Source organism: Hyphomonas sp., assembly GCF_965284475.1.
Classification (GTDB): Bacteria; Pseudomonadota; Alphaproteobacteria; order Caulobacterales; family Hyphomonadaceae; genus Hyphomonas.
The window spans coordinates 942,835-959,874 of sequence record NZ_OZ260087.1 but is presented as its reverse complement, the minus strand read 5'-3'; the positions used below and the strand labels follow the sequence as shown (position 1 = coordinate 959,874).

Sequence of the window (17,040 nt, the reverse complement as noted above, 5' to 3'; positions counted from 1 at the left end):
GGCTTAGGGTGTGCGCCAAACGCAGGAGACACGTTTATGATTCGCACCCGTTTGATTCTGGCCCCCTTGCTGGCGGCGGCCTGCCTGCTTTCCGCCTGTACCAGGCAAGCCCCGGCAGCCGTGCCTGAGGCGCCCACACCAGCCGAACCCTCGCTGCCGGTCGCTGAGCCGACCGAGCGTCCGGACGGGCCCTTTGCCAATACACATGCGGAAAAACTGGGACAGGGGCGCGAGATTGCCGAGACGATCTGTGCGACCTGTCACGCCATCGGACCGGAAGGCGACAGCCCGCATCCCGATGCAATTCCTTTCCGCAACCTGTCAAAAAACTATCCGGTTGAGGATCTCGCCGAACCACTGGCTGAAGGCATCATGGTCGGCCATCCGGACATGCCGGTCTTCGAGTTCGAGGCGGACCATATCGACTCGCTGCTGACCTATATCGAGAGCATCCAGGCGCCGCACGACCTGTAGGCCGGCGGCGAAAGGGTGTCAGGAATAGATGAATTCCGGCGCGTCGAGGTCGATCAGCGGGATTTCGTCCTTCTCGGCCCAATAGTCCTGATTGTGCTGCCATTCCGGTTTGGTGCCGCGCTTCGGCATAAGGTGAATGGACCGCATCAGATAGTTCGGATTGAAATTGCCCGCATCAATCCAGGGCAGGCGCTCCATGTCCTTGTCCTCAGGTGGCAGTGCCACCTCGACCTGGCGGACATGTTTTGCATCCATATGCTTCAGCAGCTTGCAGACAAAGTCGCCCATCAGGTCGACGCGCAGGGTCCAGCTGGCGCGGAAATAGCCGAAGACCCAGGCCATGTTCGGCACACCTGTGAACATCATGCCGCGATAGGTGACCGTGTCGGAAAAATCGACCGGCCTGTTGTCGACCGTGAAGGGAATGCCGCCAAGGACGGACAGGTTGAAGCCGGTGGCAGTGACGATAATGTCGGCCTCCAGTTCCTCGCCTGATTTCAGCATTATGCCCTTTTCCGTGAACCGGTCGATATGGTCTGTGACGACAGATGCCTTGCCGCTGGCAATGCCCTGGAAAAGATCGCCATCCGGTACGAACGCGATGCGCTGCTGCCACGGGCGGTAGGCGGGCGTGAAATGCTTGTCCACGTCGAAATCCGGTCCCAGGAATTCACGCACACCGGCCAGCAGTTCTTCCTTCACGACGTCGGGTTCCTCCACGGCGCGGCGTGTGAACTCGTTCTGGTCGAACAGAACCTTGCGGCGTACGATTTCGTGGATCCAGGTCTCGTCGATCTGCAGCTTGCGCAGCTCGTCGGCCAGTTCGTTCTCATTGCGACCGGGGATGAAATAGGTCGGCGAACGCTGCAGCAGCGTGACATGCTGGCAGTCGGCGGCAATCGCGGGCACGAGCGTCGCCGCCGTGGCGCCGGAGCCGATCACGATGACGCGCTTGCCTTTATAGTCCAGGTCTTCCGGCCATGTCTGAGGGTGCACGATCCGGCCCTTGAAATCATCCATGCCCTCCCATTCGGGTGTGAAGCCCCTGGAATGGTCGTAATAGCCCTGGCACATCCAGAGGAAGTTCGCGGTGATCTGGACCGTCTCACCGGTATCGGAACGACGTGCCGCTATGGTCCACCGCTTGTCCTGCGAGGACCAGCTCGCCGACAGGATCGTGTGGTGATAGCGGATGTGCGGCGTGATATCGTTCTCGTCGATCACTTCCTGCATATAGGTGAGGATCTTGTCGGCTGCGGCGATGGGCTGGCCGGTCCATGGCTTGAAACGGTAGCCGAACGTGTAGAGATCGCTGTCAGACCGAATGCCGGGATACTTGTGCGTCAGCCATGTGCCGCCAAAGCTCTCCAGGGATTCAAGTATCACGAAACTTTTGCCGGGCGTCTGGGTCTTGAGGTGATAGGCCGCCCCGATGCCGGAAATCCCCGCGCCCGCGATCAGCACATCGAAATGTTCCGTCGCTGTGTCACTGGATTTGCGTTCAAGCGTCTGTGTGTCTGCCATGCGTTTCGTTTCCGTCCCTGAAGTGCCAGCCATGCGAGTGGCTGTTCTGTTTACAGCCATAGAAGCGCATTCAGGTATGCACGTACACTCCGGAAATTCCCCTAGTTGCGGTGAAACGGCAGGTGCCGCAGCGTTAACACTCCCGCCGTTAAAACCGTTTGTGCGGCGCAGCAAAGCGTGTCATACGCTCACGCAGCAGGGACAGCGCCCCATAAAGGCGTGCCGCTGCTCTCGCATTGATCGTAAGCCTGTCCGGTTTCGCGTCGAGTGCGCGCAAGAACCGGGATGCCGATCACAACAGGCTTCCTAAACAATTAGAGCCAATAGCGCGCGCGGGCATCAGCCTCACGCTGCGCCTGAACATGAAAGAGTCATTTTGACCCAATTTACCGAACTCGGCCTCGCCGAGCCCGTCCTCAAAGCCATTACAGCTGAGGGCTATACCACACCTACGCCTATCCAGGCCCAGGCCATTCCATCCCTGCTCAAAGGCCGTGATGTTGTCGGCATCGCCCAGACGGGTACCGGAAAGACAGCTGCCTTTGTGTTGCCACTGCTCAGCCTGCTTGCAACCCGGCCATCGCGCCCGGCCCCGCGCACCGCGCGCGTGCTGGTCCTTGCACCCACCCGTGAACTGGCAGCCCAGATCGCCGACAGCGTCCGCGCCTATGGCAGCCACATGCGTCCAAGCGTTGCGGTTGTCGTCGGCGGCGTGAAGCCCGGCGCACAGATCAAGGCCATGTCGCGCGGCGTCGATTTCCTGATCGCCACCCCCGGCCGCCTGCTGGACCATATGGACACCAAGGCCATCAGCCTCGCCGATACGACCGCTGTCGTGCTAGACGAAGCGGACCAGATGATGGATCTCGGCTTCATGCCGGCCATCCGCAAGGTCATGGCGGCGGTACCGAACAAGCGCCAGACGATCCTGTTCTCGGCAACCATGCCGAAGCCGATCCGCGCGCTGGCAGACGATTTCCTGCGCGACCCGGTCGAGATTGCCGTGACACCGGAATCCCGGCCTGTCGAACGCATCAACCAGGCCGTCTACATGATCAAGGGCAATGCAAAGCCCGACTTTCTGGCTGAATTGCTGTCGGCTGATGACATGGACCGTGCCATCGTCTTTACCCGCACCAAGCATGGCGCTGACAAGATCGTGAAACACCTTGGCAATAACGGCCTCTATGCTGAAGCCATTCACGGCAACAAGAGCCAGAACCAGCGCATTCGTGCACTGGAAGCCTTCAAGAGCGGCAAGGCGCCAATCCTGGTCGCGACCGATATTGCGGCGCGCGGCATCGACGTCGACGGCGTCAGCCACGTGTTCAATCTCGACATGCCCAACATTTCGGAATCCTATGTTCACCGCATCGGACGTACCGCGCGTGCGGGCAATTCGGGTATCGCGATTTCGCTCGTCGGAAATGACGAGCGCGCCTACCTGCGCGATATCGAAAAGCTGACCGGCAAGTCCATTCCGCGCCTTGATCCGCCAGCGGGTACAGCGCTTGACCTTTCGCTTCCGGAGGAAGAGGGCCCGCACAAGCAGCAGCGCAATGGCGGCCGTAGCCGTCCGGGCGGCAGCGGCGGTGGTGGTCGTGGCGGTCATGCCCGCAGTGGCAGTGGCGGCGGCAAGCCCCGCGCACACGGCCATGGCGGCAAGCCGAAATCCGGCGGATCGTCCAATGGCGGTCGCAAACAGGGCGGCAAGCCGGGTGGCCAGCGTTCCGGCAATGGCGGCGGCAGTGTCGCTCCGGCGGCTGCGCGCAGCCGTGGCTCCTGGTCGCCTGCGTCCAGCTAGGTAAGCCTGGGGGGCCACGCGCCCTTTACCCATCGTAAGCCTTGCGAGTTGCGCCGTCCTTGTTCAAGGATGGCGCAAAATCGTATTTGGAGGCGACCCATGAAGACCCGTATCACCGAAATGTTCGGTATCCAGCACCCGATCATCCAGGGCGGCATGCACTTTGTCGGCTTCGCCGAAATGGCAGCGGCCGTGTCGAATGCCGGCGGGCTTGGCATCATCACCGCGCTGACCCAGCGCACACCGGCTGATCTCGCCAACGAGATCGCCCGCTGCCGCGACATGACGGACAAGCCGATTGGTGTGAACCTCACCTTCCTGCCGGTCGTCAATGCCCCTGACTATCCGGGCTATGTGAAAGCCATCATCGACGGCGGCGTGAAGGCCGTCGAGACCGCCGGGAACAACCCGGTCCAGGTCCTGCCGATCCTCAAGGAACACGGCATCAAGGTCATCCACAAATGCACCGCCGTCCGCCATGCTCTGAAGGCCCAGTCAATCGGCTGTGATGCGGTCAGCGTTGACGGATTTGAATGCGGCGGCCACCCCGGTGAAGATGACATTCCGAACATGATCCTTCTGCCGCGCGCAGCGGATGAACTCGACATTCCGTTCGTCTCGTCGGGCGGTCAGGCCGACGGGCGCAGCCTCGTTGCCTCGCTCGCCATGGGCGCGGAAGGCATGAACATGGGCACGCGTTTCATCGCGACCAAGGAAGCGCCCGTGCACCAGAACGTGAAGGACGCGATTGTCGCTGCGTCGGAACTCGACACGCGCCTCGTCATGCGCCCGCTCCGGAATACCGAGCGTGTGCTGACGAACGCTGCGGTTGAGCGTCTTCTCGTCAAGGAAAAGGAACTGGGTTCGAAGCTGGAATTCAAGGATATTGCCGAGGAAGTGGCGGGCGTCTATCCGCGCATCATGATGGACGGTGACATGGATGCCGGGGCCTGGAGCTGCGGCATGGTCGCCGGCCTCATCCACGATATCCCGACCTGCAAGGAACTGATCGACCGGATCATGGCCGAGGCCGAAGAGATCATCAATGGTCGTCTGGGTCGCTTCCTGAACGCTTAGGCCCGCATTGCCTGCCGCCTCTCCCTGCAGGGAGAGGCGGCGGCTTTTATTCGCCGTCCTTGATCGGCACGCCGTAGAGTTCGAGCCGGTGATCCACGAGCTTGTAGCCGAGCTTGCGGGCAATCTCGATCTGCAGTTCCTCGATCTCATCTGAATGAAACTCGACCACGCCACCTGTCTTGATGTCGATCAGGTGGTCATGGTGTTCGTCGGGAACTTCTTCATAGCGCGCACGCCCGTCGCGGAAATCGTGACGTTCGATGATGCCGGCATCCTCGAACAGTTTCACCGTCCGGTAGACGGTCGCAAGTGAAATCGACGCATCCATGGAGTTGGCACGCCGGTGCAGCTCTTCTGCGTCGGGGTGATCATCTGACGTGGACAGGATACGCGCGATCACGCGGCGTGGCTCTGTCATTCGAAGGCCTTTTTCGGCGCAAAGTTTCTCGAGTCTATCCATGGAGATGTTCTGCCTTTAACGCGAGGGGAAGTCCATACATGCCCGTATCAAACCGACAGGTTGCGGGACATCAGGATGGCGGCTGCCGGAATGTCCCGGCCCGTTGTGTAATAGTTGGGCCGGCGACCATCCTCGGCAAAGCCCAGCCTGTCATACAATGCCCGCGCCGGCGCGTTGTCCTCGGCAACGTCCAGGGTGATCCGCGCAATGCCGCGCTCGCCCAGCCGCGACACGAGGCCCTGCATCAATTGCGTCGCGATGCCCGTGCGCTTCAGTTCCGGCGCTGTTGCGATCGTCAGAATGTCGGCTTCACCTGCCGCGATCTGCACCAGCACAAAGCCCACCAGGCCGCCATGCTGTTCGATACCGAGCCCAAGGGACGTGCTTTCGGTCAGAAGGTCGCGAAATGCGGAAGGGCGCCATGGATCGGGAAAGCCCGCCGCATGCAGCATCGCGACCCGACCGGCATCATCCGGACGCAGCACGACCAGCGGCATGGTCAAGGCTTCCCGCCCGGCAAAGTCGCGTCCGGTTCGCGGGCATAGACGGGGGCAGGCGGGTGTGCTGCGGGATCGAACCCTGCGGCTTTCAGTGCAGCGGTAATGGCCGACGGACGCATCGGACGAACGTCAATACCTGCTGTCGCTTCGCCCAGGGCCTCAACCCCGTCGATGAAGACAGGCACGCTAAAGCCTTCCAGCATGGCTTTCAGGTCCGTCAGATTGACCTCGACAGGCGTTGCAATGCCCTCATCGCCCTCAAGCCCCTGCACCCACCATGTCTGGTCCGGCGGGCGCTTCTGCGCCATCAGCGCGCCCAGCGTATTGCCCGCCATGCCGGCAGGAATGGCCGCTTCGAGACTTGTAACGCCGACACATTCGGCGCCGGTCACCAGGCTGAGGCCGCGGGCATAGGAGACGCCGATCCGGATACCGGTAAAACTACCCGGTCCGGTAACAACCGCGATCCGGTCGATTGCGTCCAGCGGCACACTGGCCTCAGCCAACAGTCTTTCCACGAAGTCCGGCAGCTGCCTGTCCTGTCCCCGCGCCATCGGGTCGCGTGCATCAGCAAGGATTTCGCCATCGCGCACCACTGCGCCCTCCAGGGCGGCAAAGGCGGTGTTCAGGGCGAGAACCAGCATCGCGTGTATGGCTTCAGAGAATCCGGCAGGCTTCGTCGAAGTCCAGGCGCGGACTGCGGTCGAACAGCTTGGACTTGTCGCCATGGCCGATATTGCAGATGAAATTGGCGCGCCAATGGTTCATCTCGCCGTCCTGGCTTTCGAAAAATTCCCGGTTCACGCCATCCGCATCGAATCCGGACATCGGACCACAATCAAGGCCCAGCGCCCGTGCGGCGATCATCAGATAGGCACCCTGCAGCGAACCGTTGCGAAAGGCCGTCTCGTCGCGATTGGCATTGAACCAGTCCTTCGCACCGGGGGCGTGGGGGAAGAGTTTCGGGATTTTTTCCTGAAAGTGCAGGTCGTAGGCAATGATACAGGTCCAGGGCGCGGTCAGCGTCTTGTCCCGGTTCCCATCCGACATGTGCGGCGCCAGGCGCTTCTTGCCCTCTTCGCTGGTCACCCACACGAAACGGGCGGGCGAACAGTTTGCGCTGGTGGGGCCCATCTTGGCGAGATCGTAGACGGCACGCACCAGAACTTCCGGCACCGATTTATCGGTAAACCCGTTCTGGCTGCGCGCGTCGCGGAAAATCACGTCAAGGGCGTGATCGTTGACCGGGTGGGCCATGGCTGCATGTCCTTCTGCTATTGGCGTCGTCCTATGGTCCTACAGGACCGCTTCGACCGCCGTCACTTCCGGAACGTAGGTCTTGAGCATGTTTTCGATGCCCTGCTTCAGCGTCATTGTCGAGGAGGGGCAGCCAGCACAGGCGCCGCGCATCGACAGATGCACGATTCCGGTGTCGGGCTCGAACCGGTGGAAAATGATGTCGCCGCCATCCTGCGCCACGGCCGGGCGGACGCGCGTTTCGATCAATTCCTTGATTTCCTCGACAATCTCAGCGGCTTCGCCCTCATAGACCGTCCCGTCATCGTCGCTGCCGCCTGCAGCAACGGCGCCATCTTCCACGACCGGCAAACCGGCCATGAAATGGTCCATGATGGCCGCCAGCACCATTGGCTTGACGTGTTTCCAGTCACGGGCCGGGTCCTTGTTGATTGAAACAAAATCACTGCCAAGGAAGACCCGGTCAACTCCGTCCACCTGGAACAGGGCCCGCGCAAGCAGGCTCATGCGGGCGCTGGCGATATCGGGGAAATCAAACGGGCCGAGCTCACCTGCAACCGGCTGGCCGGGCAGGAATTTCACGGTGTCGGGATTTGGCGTCGGTTCGGTCTGGATGAACATGGGCTGTGTGGCCCCTCTCGCATGGCTGATACCCTGCTCAGATGGCCCGAAGGGGCTGTGCGTTCAAGGGGAAAGGCTGATCAGGGTGCGGTTGCAGCCAGGGCAGGGTCCAGTGCAGCCACCGATTCCAGGTCTTCTCCCGGAACAGCCTCCAGTGCATCAGCCAGAGCCAATGATGAACGCTTGGCCTCGGCGAGGAAGAATCCCATGCTGGCAAGGTGATTGGCCATCAGCATACCGTCACCGGGCTGGTTTGACACGATGAGGGGTTTCATGCGTGCGGCGCGGCCCCAGGCATCCTTGGCCTTGATCATCGCGTCCTGAACCGCAGGTTCCCGGCCGATGCGGGGATCGGACCGTTCTGCCGCCATCAGCATTTCGCGGGCCACATGCGCGCGGGCCTTGGCGCCATAGAAGGCGACAATATCCGTCCGGCTGGCCGGCCACTCGACCACGTCGCGGTTGATCTGGGCTGACAGGTCCGTCAGGTCGGTCTCGGCCCACCCCGCAAACAGGCGGGATTCGGCCTTGACGAATTCCATCCGGTCCGGCTGGACGGCCAGGCCGCGTGCAGCACGGGTATCGAAACGGTTGAGGGCCTCTGCGGCTGATGTCAGGCGCGGGCGCATGTCATCACCGGGCATGCCGTGCAGCAGGCGGGCTGCGGCAGTCAGGTCTGCATCAGGTTCCTCATTTACCGAACTCATGACGGCCATCAGCCGCGTATGCTCTGCCAGCGCGTCGGCCGTGGCCTTCTGCCATGCGGGCATTGCGGTCAGGCGGGCCTGCGGGTGCCAGCTGGCGCGGTCACCGGCCCAGCCGGTACCTTCCAGTTCGCGGGCAATCTTGTTGATGGCAACGCCGGCTTCGGGAGAGGCCCAGTTCTGGCTGGCGGCCAGCGCCACGTCACGGTCATCGATCCGGTGGGACGTCACGGTCATCACGGGGTAGGCGAGAACCGCGCCGACGACCACGCCAATTTTCATCATCAGAATGGACCGGCGCCACCAGCGCTGGAAGAACAGCATGATCGGGCTGGGTTCAGCATAGTCGAATGTCACGAGATGATCGGTACCGATCCGGGTCACGACGGGGCCTTCCTCCTGGTAGGCCGCAGGCAAGCGACTATCAAATGCCATCCACTCTACTTTCAAAAGCTCGAACTGTTGCTATTGCGACACTATGCGAGGATTTCGCCGTTATTAACAGTCCCTTAACAGTTAAATCTCCGCAACACGAAATTTCAGTTGCAAGAGCGTTGCCAAGACCCTTGTCGGCCTTTGGTTTTTTTCCTGTGATCTGCACAATTAAATTGCAGCTAGTCGCCCTGGCCAATGATTTCGGCCGTTGTGACCAGCATCTGTTCCTTGCCCTGACCATTGTCGAAGGTCAGGACGATATCGACCGAGTCGCCGATCGCGATGTCAGACGAGACCCCGAAAAACATCAGATGGTTGCCGCCGCGTTCGAGAACCAGGGGTTCCTTTTCGGTTACGGGAAGCGAATCCAGCTTGCGCATCTTCATCATGCCGCCGTCCATGGACATGGTGTGAATCTCCACGCTGTCCGCAAAATCCGCCGTCGCAGCGACCAGCGCTTCGTCAGCACCTCTGACCGTGATCATCATGCCGCCACCCGTCACGTCGCGCCCTTCCGCCGGCTTCACCACATAGGCATCTGATACTTCGATGACACTGACGCCCTCTGGGAGGGGTTGAGTACAGGCCGTCACCATCGTGAGTCCGATCAAACCGGCAACAAGGAGGGGAAATCTCATCTTGCATCCTTTCGGGTTAATTGCATCTGGTGCAAAAACTACGCGTTTCGGAACTTCCCCGATAGGGGCCATGCCGCCGCAGAGCGACCTGTCAGACCTGCCAGAAGCCGATAATGCGGCGCACTTCGTCCATGATTGGCGCGGCGATGGCGCGGGCCTGATCGGCGCCGGACGCCAGCGCCCGGTCGATTTCGGCCGGATCGTCGAGAATCTCGCGGAAGCGTTCGGTAATGGGCGCAAAGTGTGCCACGGTCACATCGGCGAGCGCAGGCTTGAACACGCCAAAGCCCTGTCCGCCATACTGACGCAGGATCGCCTCGACGGGCTCTCCCGACAGTGCACTGTAAATGCCGACAAGGTTTTCGACTTCCGGGCGCCCCTTCAGGCCATCCACCTCGCTCGGCATGTCACCCAGAAGATCGGTCTTGGCCTTTTTGATCTTTTTCGCGATCTCGTCGGCCGTATCGACAAGGTTGATGCGCGACAGGTCTGAGGGATCCGACTTGGACATCTTCTTCGTGCCGTCCTTCAGGCTCATGATACGCGCGCCCGGCCCCTGGATCAGGGGCTCCGGCAGCGGGAAGAAGCCCGGCACGTCATATTCGCGGTTGAAGCGCTCGGCGATGTCGCGGGTCAGTTCAAGGTGCTGCTTCTGGTCATCGCCGACGGGAACATGGGTTGCCTTGTAGGCGAGGATATCGGCTGCCATCAGCACCGGGTAATCGAACAGGCCGACCGAGGCCCGCTCGGCATCCTTGCCGGCCTTGTCTTTGAACTGGGTCATCCGCTCCAGCCAGCCCATGCGCGCCACGCAATTGAATATCCAGGTCAACTCGACATGTGCCAGTACCGAAGACTGGGCAAACATCGCGGATTTGGCGGGATTAATGCCACAGGCCAGATAGGCCGCCGCGATCTGGCGGGTCTGGTCAGCCAGGGCGCCCTTGTCCACGGGCTGCGTGATCGCGTGCAGGTCGACGACGCAATACAGGCACTCGTGGCTGTCCTGCAGGGCGACGAACTTTTTCAGCGCGCCAAGATAGTTGCCAAGATGCAGCTTGCCGGTGGGCTGGACGCCGGAAAAGACGCGCTCGGGGCCGGTATAGGCGGGGGTCGTATCTGTCATGGGCAGGGCCAATAGCGCGTTTGATCAGCGCCGCATAGTGCGGCGGATGTCGCTGATCCGCACCGCCCCGGTCAGAAGGGCCGCGACAGCATATGCAAACCCGCCAGCCAGCACGATCACCGCCGCCGCCAGCGCCTTGCTGTCATACAGGCTCGCTTTCATGGCTTCGAGATTGTCCAGCATCAGCCAGACAAGGACTGACATCGCACTCGTCGCGAGCGCGGCCCGTACCAGGCCGGAGACGAGCCGGGCCCCCGGCCGGTACCAGTCCCGCTGCACCAAAGTCGTCCACAGCAGGATCACGTTCACCCAGGCGGCTACACTGGTTGCGATGGCAAGGCCGATAAAGCCCTGCTGGCCCAGCGATTTCATCCAGAAGAACAGGCCCGCGCCCAGCGCCGTGTTGATGGCGACCGAGACAAGCGCATAGCGCATCGGCGTCTTCGTATCCTCCCGCGCGAAATAGGCGGGTGCCAGAACCTTGATCAGGACAAAGGCCGGCACACCCCAGGCAAAGTGGAACAGCGCGCTGCCTGATTGCAGCGCATCGAACGCGGTAAACTCACCGCGCGCGAAGAAGGCATCTATCAGGAAGACCGGCGCAATCATCAGCGATGCCGCCGCCGGCAGGGTCAGCGCCATGGCCAGACCGATGCCCTCATCCATGGTCGTGCGGCTGGACGCATCATCCATCGCGCGGGCGGCGCGCGACAGGCGCGGCAGGATCGCAACGCCAACCGCCACACCGACGAGGCCCAGCGGCAACTGGTACAGCCGGTCAGCGGCATAGAGCCAACTCTTGGCGCCTACTTCGAAACTCGCCAGCGACTGGCTGACAATGATGTTGATCTGCGTGCCGCTGGCCGCGATCGTACCGGGCAGGGCGAGCAGCATGACCTTCTTCACGGCCGGTGTCAGGCGCGGCAAGCCGATAAGGCTGAGATGCACCTTCTGGCGCCTGACGCCCCACCAGAGCGCTCCCGCCTGCAGCACGCCGGCAATGAAATACGCAATGGATGCGGCCTTGGCCGTAATTACCGGGTCCGGGCTGACAAAGGCGGCCGGGATGAGGCAGAGGTTCAGGATGGTCGGCACACCCGCCGACAGGATGAACCGCTCTGAGGAATTCAGCACGCCTGAGAGCAGCGCGGCCAGCGCCATGAAGGTCAGGTAGGGCATGGTCACGCGCGTCAGGAACACAGCGAGATTATAGTTCTCCGCGTCGTCGGCCTGCCCGCCATGGATCAGCAACAGAACCCAGGGCATGAAGATCTGCGCGAGGATCGTCAGGGCAGCTGTCGCCGCAAACAGGACACGCATTGCCTCCTGCGCCACGGCGCGGGCCGCTTCCGGGCCTTCAGCTTCGAGGGTCCGCGCATAGGTCGGCACAAAGGCAGAAGCAAAGGCGCCTTCGGCAAAGATGCGGCGGAAAAGGTTCGGGAATTGCTGTGCCGTGGCCCAGGCATCGCCCACCGGTCCGGCCCCGATCCTGGCGACCAGCAGGATGTCGCGCACCATGCCCAGCACACGGCTGGCCAGCGTCAGGGAAGACTGCACGAGTGTGTTGCGCGCGACGCTCATGCCCGTCCCCTTCGGTGAATTCTCAGAAACTGTCCACGGCGCGGGAGCGTTTCAGCTTCCGGGCCGGGGTTTGCGGTGCCTCAAGTTCTTCGCGCCTGAGCACAGTGACAAGACGCTCCTTCAGTGTATCCCTGCGCGCGCCCTTGCCCAGTTTCTGGCCGCGAGCGTTCTGAACATAGAATGCATCGAACACGCGTTCCCCATAAGACCCGACATGCGCTGAATGGATCGACAGTTTCATATCGGCCAGAACATCGGCGACTTCATGCAGCAGGCCGGGGCGGTCGCGGCCGCCGACATCAATCACCGTATAGTCGGCAGACAGGTCATCGCGGATCTGGACAGAGGGCTGCACAAGGAATGCCGCCTCGCGCCGTCCCGCGCGTGTCTTGACGTCGCCCTTGATGGCCTTGCCTGCCAGGGCATCGCGCATTGCCTGTTCCAGCCGCTCCATGCGCGGCGCATCGCCCGAGGCGAATGCGCCCTTGGCATGGTCCTGCAGCATGAAGATATCGACGATCCGGCCACTCTGGCTGGTGAAGACCTGCGCCGAGACGACATTCGCGCCGAGGCGGGCCAGCGTGCCTGCAAGATCTGCGAACAGGCCGGTTCTGTCGGCGCCGGACACGATCACCGCCACAGCGCCGCCATCGGTCAGGTAACGGTGGGCAACTGTATCTTCAGAATCGGTCAGCACCTGCGCCTGCCAGGCAAGGTCTTCAAGGTCGAACCCGGTCCAGTAGGCAGTCTCCATTTCCAGCATGATGGCCGGCACGCTGCCGATCTGATCCACCAGCGCCTCGCGGCGGCGTTCAGCCCGCGCTTCCAGTTCGGCCAGCACGCCGGCCTCATCCGTGCGGCCGCCGCGCAGGGCGGCTGCGGTATTGTTGTAGAGATCGGACAGCAACTGGCCTTTCCAGGCGTTCCAGACGGCGGGGCCAACGGCCTTGATATCCGCAACGGTGAGAATGTAGAGCAGGCGCAACCGCTCCAGCGAGCCTACAAGGTCGGCAAATTTTGCGACGGTTCGCGGGTCCGAGATGTCGCGCTTCTGCGCGGTCTCGCTCATTTCCAGATGGTGTCCGACCAGCCAGGCCACCAGTTCGGTTTCCGCCTGCGGCAGGCCCAGCCGTTCGCAGGCGCGCGCCGAGGTCTTCGTGCCCTCGATCTGCTGGTCGCCCTTGCCCTTGCCTGTGTCATGCAACAGCATCGCCAGATACAGCGCCCGGCGGTTTTCAAGCAGCGGGAACAGTTCCGAGACGAGCGCAACCCTGTCTCCGCGGCCGTGCTCCATGTCGGAAATATGAGCGACGGCGCGGATTGTGTGCTCGTCCACCGTATAGTGATGATACATGTTGAACTGGGTCTGCGCCACGATGCCGCCGAATTCCGGTATCAGGCGTCCCAGGAGGCCGGACTCGTTCATCCAGCGCAGAACCTGGCCCGGCCTGTCGCCGCCCATGATGGCTTCCAGTACCAGCCGCCTTGCCTCAGGCAATTCGCGCACGGGCTCATTGATGCCGCGCAGGTTGCGGGTCAGGGCTGTCAGCGCGTCCGGGTGGATGTCCTTGCCTTCCCGGCGGGCAATCGTGAACAGGCGTAGCATGTTGAGTGGATCGTCCGCCATCACGTCTTCGCCGATCACGTTGATGCGTCCATTATCCAGCGTGAAGCCCATTTCCGGCAGGGCCTGCGGGGCGCGCACCGGCAGGAAGCGGCGCAGGCCTTCCGGCTTCTTCTTGTGATCAGCTTCCAGCTTGGCCGCCAGGATACGTGTCAGCCCGCCGACATCCTTGGCGATCAGGAAATAGCGTTTCATGAAACGCTCCACACCCTGCTGCTCGCCGCGATCGCGATAGCCCATGCGCGAGGCGATTTCAGGCTGCAGGTCAAACCCGAGTCGCTCTTCCGGCCGCCCGGTCACGAAATGCAGGTGGCAGCGAACGGTCCACAGGAATTTCGCGGCCCGGATAAAGACGGCATATTCATGCGGCGTGAACGGACCATTGCGCATGACGTCTTCCAGCGTCGTGCCGCCATACATGTGCTTGGTTATCCAGTAGAGCGTCTGCAGGTCGCGCAGCCCGCCCTTGCCCTCCTTCAGGTTCGGTTCGACCACATAACGCGCATCGCCGTGGCGATTGTGCCGCGCGTCGCGTTCGGCCAGCTTGTCGGCGATGAACTGGGCATCCTTGCCCTTCACCGCATCGCGCTGGAACAGCTCGAACATGTCATTGGCAAGCGCCTCGTCGCCGCAGATGAACCGTGCGTCCAGCATGGATGTCTTGATGGTGACATCCTCGGCCGCCAGCTTCACGCAATCGTTCGGCGTGCGGAAGGCGTGGCCCACTTTCAGGCCCATGTCCCACATCGCGTAGAGCATGTATTCGATCACGCTTTCGGTGTGCGGGCTGACCTTGTAGGCGCGCAGGAACAGAAGGTCGGTATCGGATGACGGCGCCATCACGCCGCGCCCATAGCCGCCGGTCGCGACCAGCGCGATCCGCTCTGCCTCGGTGGGGTTGCGCGCCCGGATGACATGGGTGGTCGTATAATCGTACAGCGCATGAATGACTTCATCCTGGACGGCGCAGAGCAGGCGTGCCGTATCCAGTCCGTCTGCGCCCTGCTGCAGGCGCTCCTGCGCGATCATGCGCCCGCGAAACAGCGCCGCGTGCAAGTGATCAATCGCAATCTTTCGTGCCGTCTGAGGGTCTCCCAGATTGTTCTGGGCCGCCGCCGTCAGTTTCACCCGCAGGGCGCGGCCATCGATAATGTTTGAAATGCGCCACCGTCCCGGCCGCCGTCTGGACGGGCTGCGTGTCTCGACAAGACTGGGGGCTTTCGGGGCGGGGGTCGACGTATCGGTCATTCCATTCCTATAGCAGGTCGGCGCCTGCCGACTATCACCGCTTTTCAGGCAACACAGGCAGGCTGCGCGACTGTTTGACGACACCATAGGCAAAACTGGTTTCTATTGAGGCAATTCCCGGAATTTTCTGGATCGTCTGGCGTACCAGCCTTTCATAATCGTCGAGGCTGCGGGCGACGACACGCAGCTGGTAGTCCTCGCTGCCGGTCATCAGGTAGCAATCGATAATCGCATCGGTGTGCGCAATGCGTTCCTCGAAGCGCAGGACGGTCTCGTCGGAATGGTTGGTCAGGCGAATGCGCACAAAGCCCGTAATGGGAAAGCCGCAGGCTTTTTCATCCACCAGCGCCGTATAGCCCGTGATCAGACCGGCCGCTTCGAGATTGCGCACCCGGCGCAGGCAGGGTGAAGGCGACAGGCCAATCATGGTCGACAATTCCTGGTTGGTCAGGCGGCCATCGCGCTGCAGCGCGCTCAGTATCTTGGCATCTGTTGAATCCATTTCGTACTTTATTGGCAGAATATGTCAATTTGCAACTGAAAATCAGCAGAATGAGGCGAAAATCGCCTGTTGGAGTGTGCTATACTCGTGCAAACACCGGAGACACGCTAATGGCCTATGACACATCGCGGCCGCTCGGCTTTGCCACCCGCGCCATCCATCACGGTTACCATCCCGAGGACAATCAGAACGCGCTGACCCCGCCGCTGCACCTCACCTCCACTTTCGCGTTCCAGACTGCGGAGCAGGGCGGCGCCCTGTTCGCCGGCGAGTCCGAGGGCCACATCTATTCGCGCATATCCAATCCCACGGTCGCCCTGCTCGAATCGCGCATCGCAGAGCTGGAAGGCACCGAGGCGGGGCTCTGCACCGCCTCCGGCATGGGCGCGATCTCGGCCACGATGTGGACGCTGGTCAAACCCGGCGACGAGATCATCACCGACAAGACGCTGTATGGCTGCACATTTGCCTTCATGCGCGATGGCCTGTCCCGCTTCGGCATCAGGATCACCCATGTCGACCTGCGCGACCCGGAAAACCTCCGCGCCGCGATCAGCGACCAGACCCGCATCGTATATTTCGAAACCCCCGCCAACCCGAACATGCGCCTCGTCGACATCCGCGCCGTCTCAGACATCGCCCGTGAACACGGCGCGCTGGTTGTCGTCGACAATACCTACGCCTCGCCCATGCTGACGCGCCCCATCAGCCTCGGAGCCGACTTCGTGCTCCACTCGGCCACCAAATATCTCGGCGGACACGGTGATCTGGTCGCGGGAGCAGTCTGCGGCCGGGCTGAAGCGATCCACGACATCCGCATGGTCGGCGTCAAGGACATGACCGGTTCGGTCATGGCACCATTCAATGCCATGCTGGTAATGCGCGGCCTGAAAACCCTGCAGCTGCGCATGCAGCGCCACTGCGAGAGCGGAATGAAAGTGGCCGAATGGCTTGCGGCCCAGCCGGGTGTGTCCGCCGTTCATTATCCGGGCCTTGCCAGCCATCCGCAGCACGCACTCGCCAGGCGCCAGATGGACGGGTTCGGCGGCATGATCGCCTTCGAGCTTGAAGGCGGCTACGAGGCCGGCATCGCCATGATGAACCGCCTCTCCCTCATCCGCCGCGCCGTCAGCCTTGGCGATGCCGAAACCCTTGTCCAGCATCCGGCCAGCATGACCCATTCCACCTATTCGCCGGAAGAACGCGCAGCCCACGGCATCAGTGACGGCCTCGTGCGCCTGTCGGTGGGACTGGAAGATGTGGCCGACCTGCTGGAAGATCTGGCCAGCGCGCTGGGCGCGAACGCCCCATAGTCCACCGCTTCTCACTATGGTCGAGTCTTTACAAGACCGTCCATGGTTGAAATGTTATGCTGGTAATTTGCGATGGCGCTAATCCCAGCAAGGGATTTGCCATTAATAACGAGAGCGGAATGCGCTTAAGTCGACGTTTCGGGGACACTGGG

Annotated in this window: 16 protein-coding genes; 4 read left to right on the top strand and 12 right to left on the bottom strand. The window is 61.9% G+C overall.

Features of this window, described 5'->3' with window-relative positions; translation table 11 throughout:
• Positions 1–36 precede the first annotated feature (36 nt).
• Positions 37–474, top strand: coding sequence for a c-type cytochrome (locus ACQ66M_RS04455; protein WP_350174365.1), 438 nt, complete (start codon positions 37–39; stop codon positions 472–474).
• Positions 475–492: 18 nt separating this feature from the next.
• Here ACQ66M_RS04455 and ACQ66M_RS04450 read toward each other — a convergent pair whose 3' ends face one another.
• Positions 493–1,998, bottom strand: coding sequence for a flavin-containing monooxygenase (locus ACQ66M_RS04450; RefSeq protein ID WP_430402166.1), 1,506 nt, complete (start codon positions 1,996–1,998; stop codon positions 493–495).
• Between the two features lie 376 nt (positions 1,999–2,374).
• On the opposite strand from ACQ66M_RS04450, the gene ACQ66M_RS04445 reads away from it, so the two are divergent.
• Together ACQ66M_RS04445 and ACQ66M_RS04440 are read left to right on the top strand one after the other, a co-directional pair.
• The gene (locus ACQ66M_RS04445; RefSeq protein ID WP_430402164.1) at positions 2,375–3,802 is read left to right on the top strand and encodes a DEAD/DEAH box helicase; all 1,428 of its coding nucleotides are present in this window, start codon (positions 2,375–2,377) and stop codon (positions 3,800–3,802) included.
• 99 nt (positions 3,803–3,901) lie between these two features.
• A complete protein-coding gene (locus ACQ66M_RS04440; protein ID WP_430402162.1) occupies positions 3,902–4,879 on the top strand; it encodes an NAD(P)H-dependent flavin oxidoreductase in 978 nt (325 codons plus the stop codon).
• A 46-nt stretch (positions 4,880–4,925) separates the two neighbouring features.
• Here ACQ66M_RS04440 and ACQ66M_RS04435 read toward each other — a convergent pair whose 3' ends face one another.
• The 11 genes from ACQ66M_RS04435 to ACQ66M_RS04385 all read right to left on the bottom strand — a co-directional run bounded on the left by ACQ66M_RS04435 (position 4,926) and on the right by ACQ66M_RS04385 (position 15,575).
• Entirely contained in the window at positions 4,926–5,339 is a 414-nt protein-coding gene (locus ACQ66M_RS04435) for a Fur family transcriptional regulator (protein WP_350174357.1), read from the bottom strand.
• Positions 5,340–5,386: 47 nt separating this feature from the next.
• On the bottom strand, positions 5,387–5,836 hold the full coding sequence (rimI, locus tag ACQ66M_RS04430; protein WP_350174780.1) for a ribosomal protein S18-alanine N-acetyltransferase: 450 nt from the start codon (positions 5,834–5,836) through the stop codon (positions 5,387–5,389).
• Between the two features lie 2 nt (positions 5,837–5,838).
• Positions 5,839–6,483, bottom strand: a complete 645-nt coding sequence (gene tsaB, locus ACQ66M_RS04425; protein WP_430402161.1) for a tRNA (adenosine(37)-N6)-threonylcarbamoyltransferase complex dimerization subunit type 1 TsaB — start codon at positions 6,481–6,483, stop codon at positions 5,839–5,841.
• A gap of 13 nt (positions 6,484–6,496) precedes the next feature.
• A complete protein-coding gene (locus tag ACQ66M_RS04420; protein WP_430402159.1) occupies positions 6,497–7,096 on the bottom strand; it encodes a malonic semialdehyde reductase in 600 nt (199 codons plus the stop codon).
• Between the two features lie 39 nt (positions 7,097–7,135).
• Complete coding sequence (locus ACQ66M_RS04415) at positions 7,136–7,717, bottom strand: NifU family protein (protein WP_430402157.1); 582 nt, start codon at positions 7,715–7,717, stop codon at positions 7,136–7,138.
• Positions 7,718–7,797: 80 nt separating this feature from the next.
• Positions 7,798–8,856 carry a hypothetical protein gene (locus ACQ66M_RS04410; protein WP_430402155.1) on the bottom strand — a complete coding sequence of 353 codons (1,059 nt, stop codon included), beginning with the start codon at positions 8,854–8,856 and terminating at the stop codon, positions 7,798–7,800.
• A 179-nt stretch (positions 8,857–9,035) separates the two neighbouring features.
• On the bottom strand, positions 9,036–9,494 hold the full coding sequence (locus ACQ66M_RS04405) for a copper chaperone PCu(A)C (protein ID WP_430402153.1): 459 nt from the start codon (positions 9,492–9,494) through the stop codon (positions 9,036–9,038).
• Between the two features lie 91 nt (positions 9,495–9,585).
• Positions 9,586–10,620: a tryptophan--tRNA ligase gene (gene trpS, locus ACQ66M_RS04400; protein WP_350174345.1), complete on the bottom strand. Its 1,035-nt coding sequence runs from the start codon at positions 10,618–10,620 to the stop codon at positions 9,586–9,588.
• 24 nt (positions 10,621–10,644) lie between these two features.
• Positions 10,645–12,201 (bottom strand): murein biosynthesis integral membrane protein MurJ, encoded by a 1,557-nt coding sequence (murJ, locus tag ACQ66M_RS04395; protein ID WP_430402151.1) that lies wholly within the window; start codon positions 12,199–12,201, stop codon positions 10,645–10,647.
• A 22-nt stretch (positions 12,202–12,223) separates the two neighbouring features.
• Positions 12,224–15,073, bottom strand: a complete 2,850-nt coding sequence (locus ACQ66M_RS04390; RefSeq protein ID WP_350174341.1) for a [protein-PII] uridylyltransferase — start codon at positions 15,071–15,073, stop codon at positions 12,224–12,226.
• Between the two features lie 34 nt (positions 15,074–15,107).
• Entirely contained in the window at positions 15,108–15,575 is a 468-nt protein-coding gene (locus ACQ66M_RS04385; RefSeq protein WP_430402149.1) for an Lrp/AsnC family transcriptional regulator, read from the bottom strand.
• A gap of 110 nt (positions 15,576–15,685) precedes the next feature.
• Here ACQ66M_RS04385 and ACQ66M_RS04380 point away from each other — a divergent pair, with 110 nt between their 5' ends.
• A complete protein-coding gene (locus tag ACQ66M_RS04380) occupies positions 15,686–16,888 on the top strand; it encodes a methionine gamma-lyase (RefSeq protein ID WP_430402147.1) in 1,203 nt (400 codons plus the stop codon).
• The last annotated feature ends 152 nt before the right edge of the window (positions 16,889–17,040 follow it).

Coding starts and splice junctions, on each gene's coding strand:
- rimI (WP_350174780.1), bottom strand. CDS start 5,836: ATGCCGCTGGTCGTGCTGCGTCCGGATGATGCCGGTCGGGTCGCGATG.
- ACQ66M_RS04385 (WP_430402149.1), bottom strand. CDS start 15,575: ATGGATTCAACAGATGCCAAGATACTGAGCGCGCTGCAGCGCGATGGC.
- ACQ66M_RS04405 (WP_430402153.1), bottom strand. CDS start 9,494: ATGAGATTTCCCCTCCTTGTTGCCGGTTTGATCGGACTCACGATGGTG.
- ACQ66M_RS04440 (WP_430402162.1), top strand. CDS start 3,902: ATGAAGACCCGTATCACCGAAATGTTCGGTATCCAGCACCCGATCATC.
- ACQ66M_RS04415 (WP_430402157.1), bottom strand. CDS start 7,717: ATGTTCATCCAGACCGAACCGACGCCAAATCCCGACACCGTGAAATTC.
- ACQ66M_RS04410 (WP_430402155.1), bottom strand. CDS start 8,856: ATGGCATTTGATAGTCGCTTGCCTGCGGCCTACCAGGAGGAAGGCCCC.
- tsaB (WP_430402161.1), bottom strand. CDS start 6,483: ATGCTGGTTCTCGCCCTGAACACCGCCTTTGCCGCCCTGGAGGGCGCA.
- trpS (WP_350174345.1), bottom strand. CDS start 10,620: ATGACAGATACGACCCCCGCCTATACCGGCCCCGAGCGCGTCTTTTCC.
- ACQ66M_RS04455 (WP_350174365.1), top strand. CDS start 37: ATGATTCGCACCCGTTTGATTCTGGCCCCCTTGCTGGCGGCGGCCTGC.
- ACQ66M_RS04435 (WP_350174357.1), bottom strand. CDS start 5,339: ATGGATAGACTCGAGAAACTTTGCGCCGAAAAAGGCCTTCGAATGACA.
- murJ (WP_430402151.1), bottom strand. CDS start 12,201: ATGAGCGTCGCGCGCAACACACTCGTGCAGTCTTCCCTGACGCTGGCC.
- ACQ66M_RS04380 (WP_430402147.1), top strand. CDS start 15,686: ATGGCCTATGACACATCGCGGCCGCTCGGCTTTGCCACCCGCGCCATC.
- ACQ66M_RS04390 (WP_350174341.1), bottom strand. CDS start 15,073: ATGACCGATACGTCGACCCCCGCCCCGAAAGCCCCCAGTCTTGTCGAG.
- ACQ66M_RS04420 (WP_430402159.1), bottom strand. CDS start 7,096: ATGGCCCACCCGGTCAACGATCACGCCCTTGACGTGATTTTCCGCGAC.
- ACQ66M_RS04450 (WP_430402166.1), bottom strand. CDS start 1,998: ATGGCAGACACACAGACGCTTGAACGCAAATCCAGTGACACAGCGACG.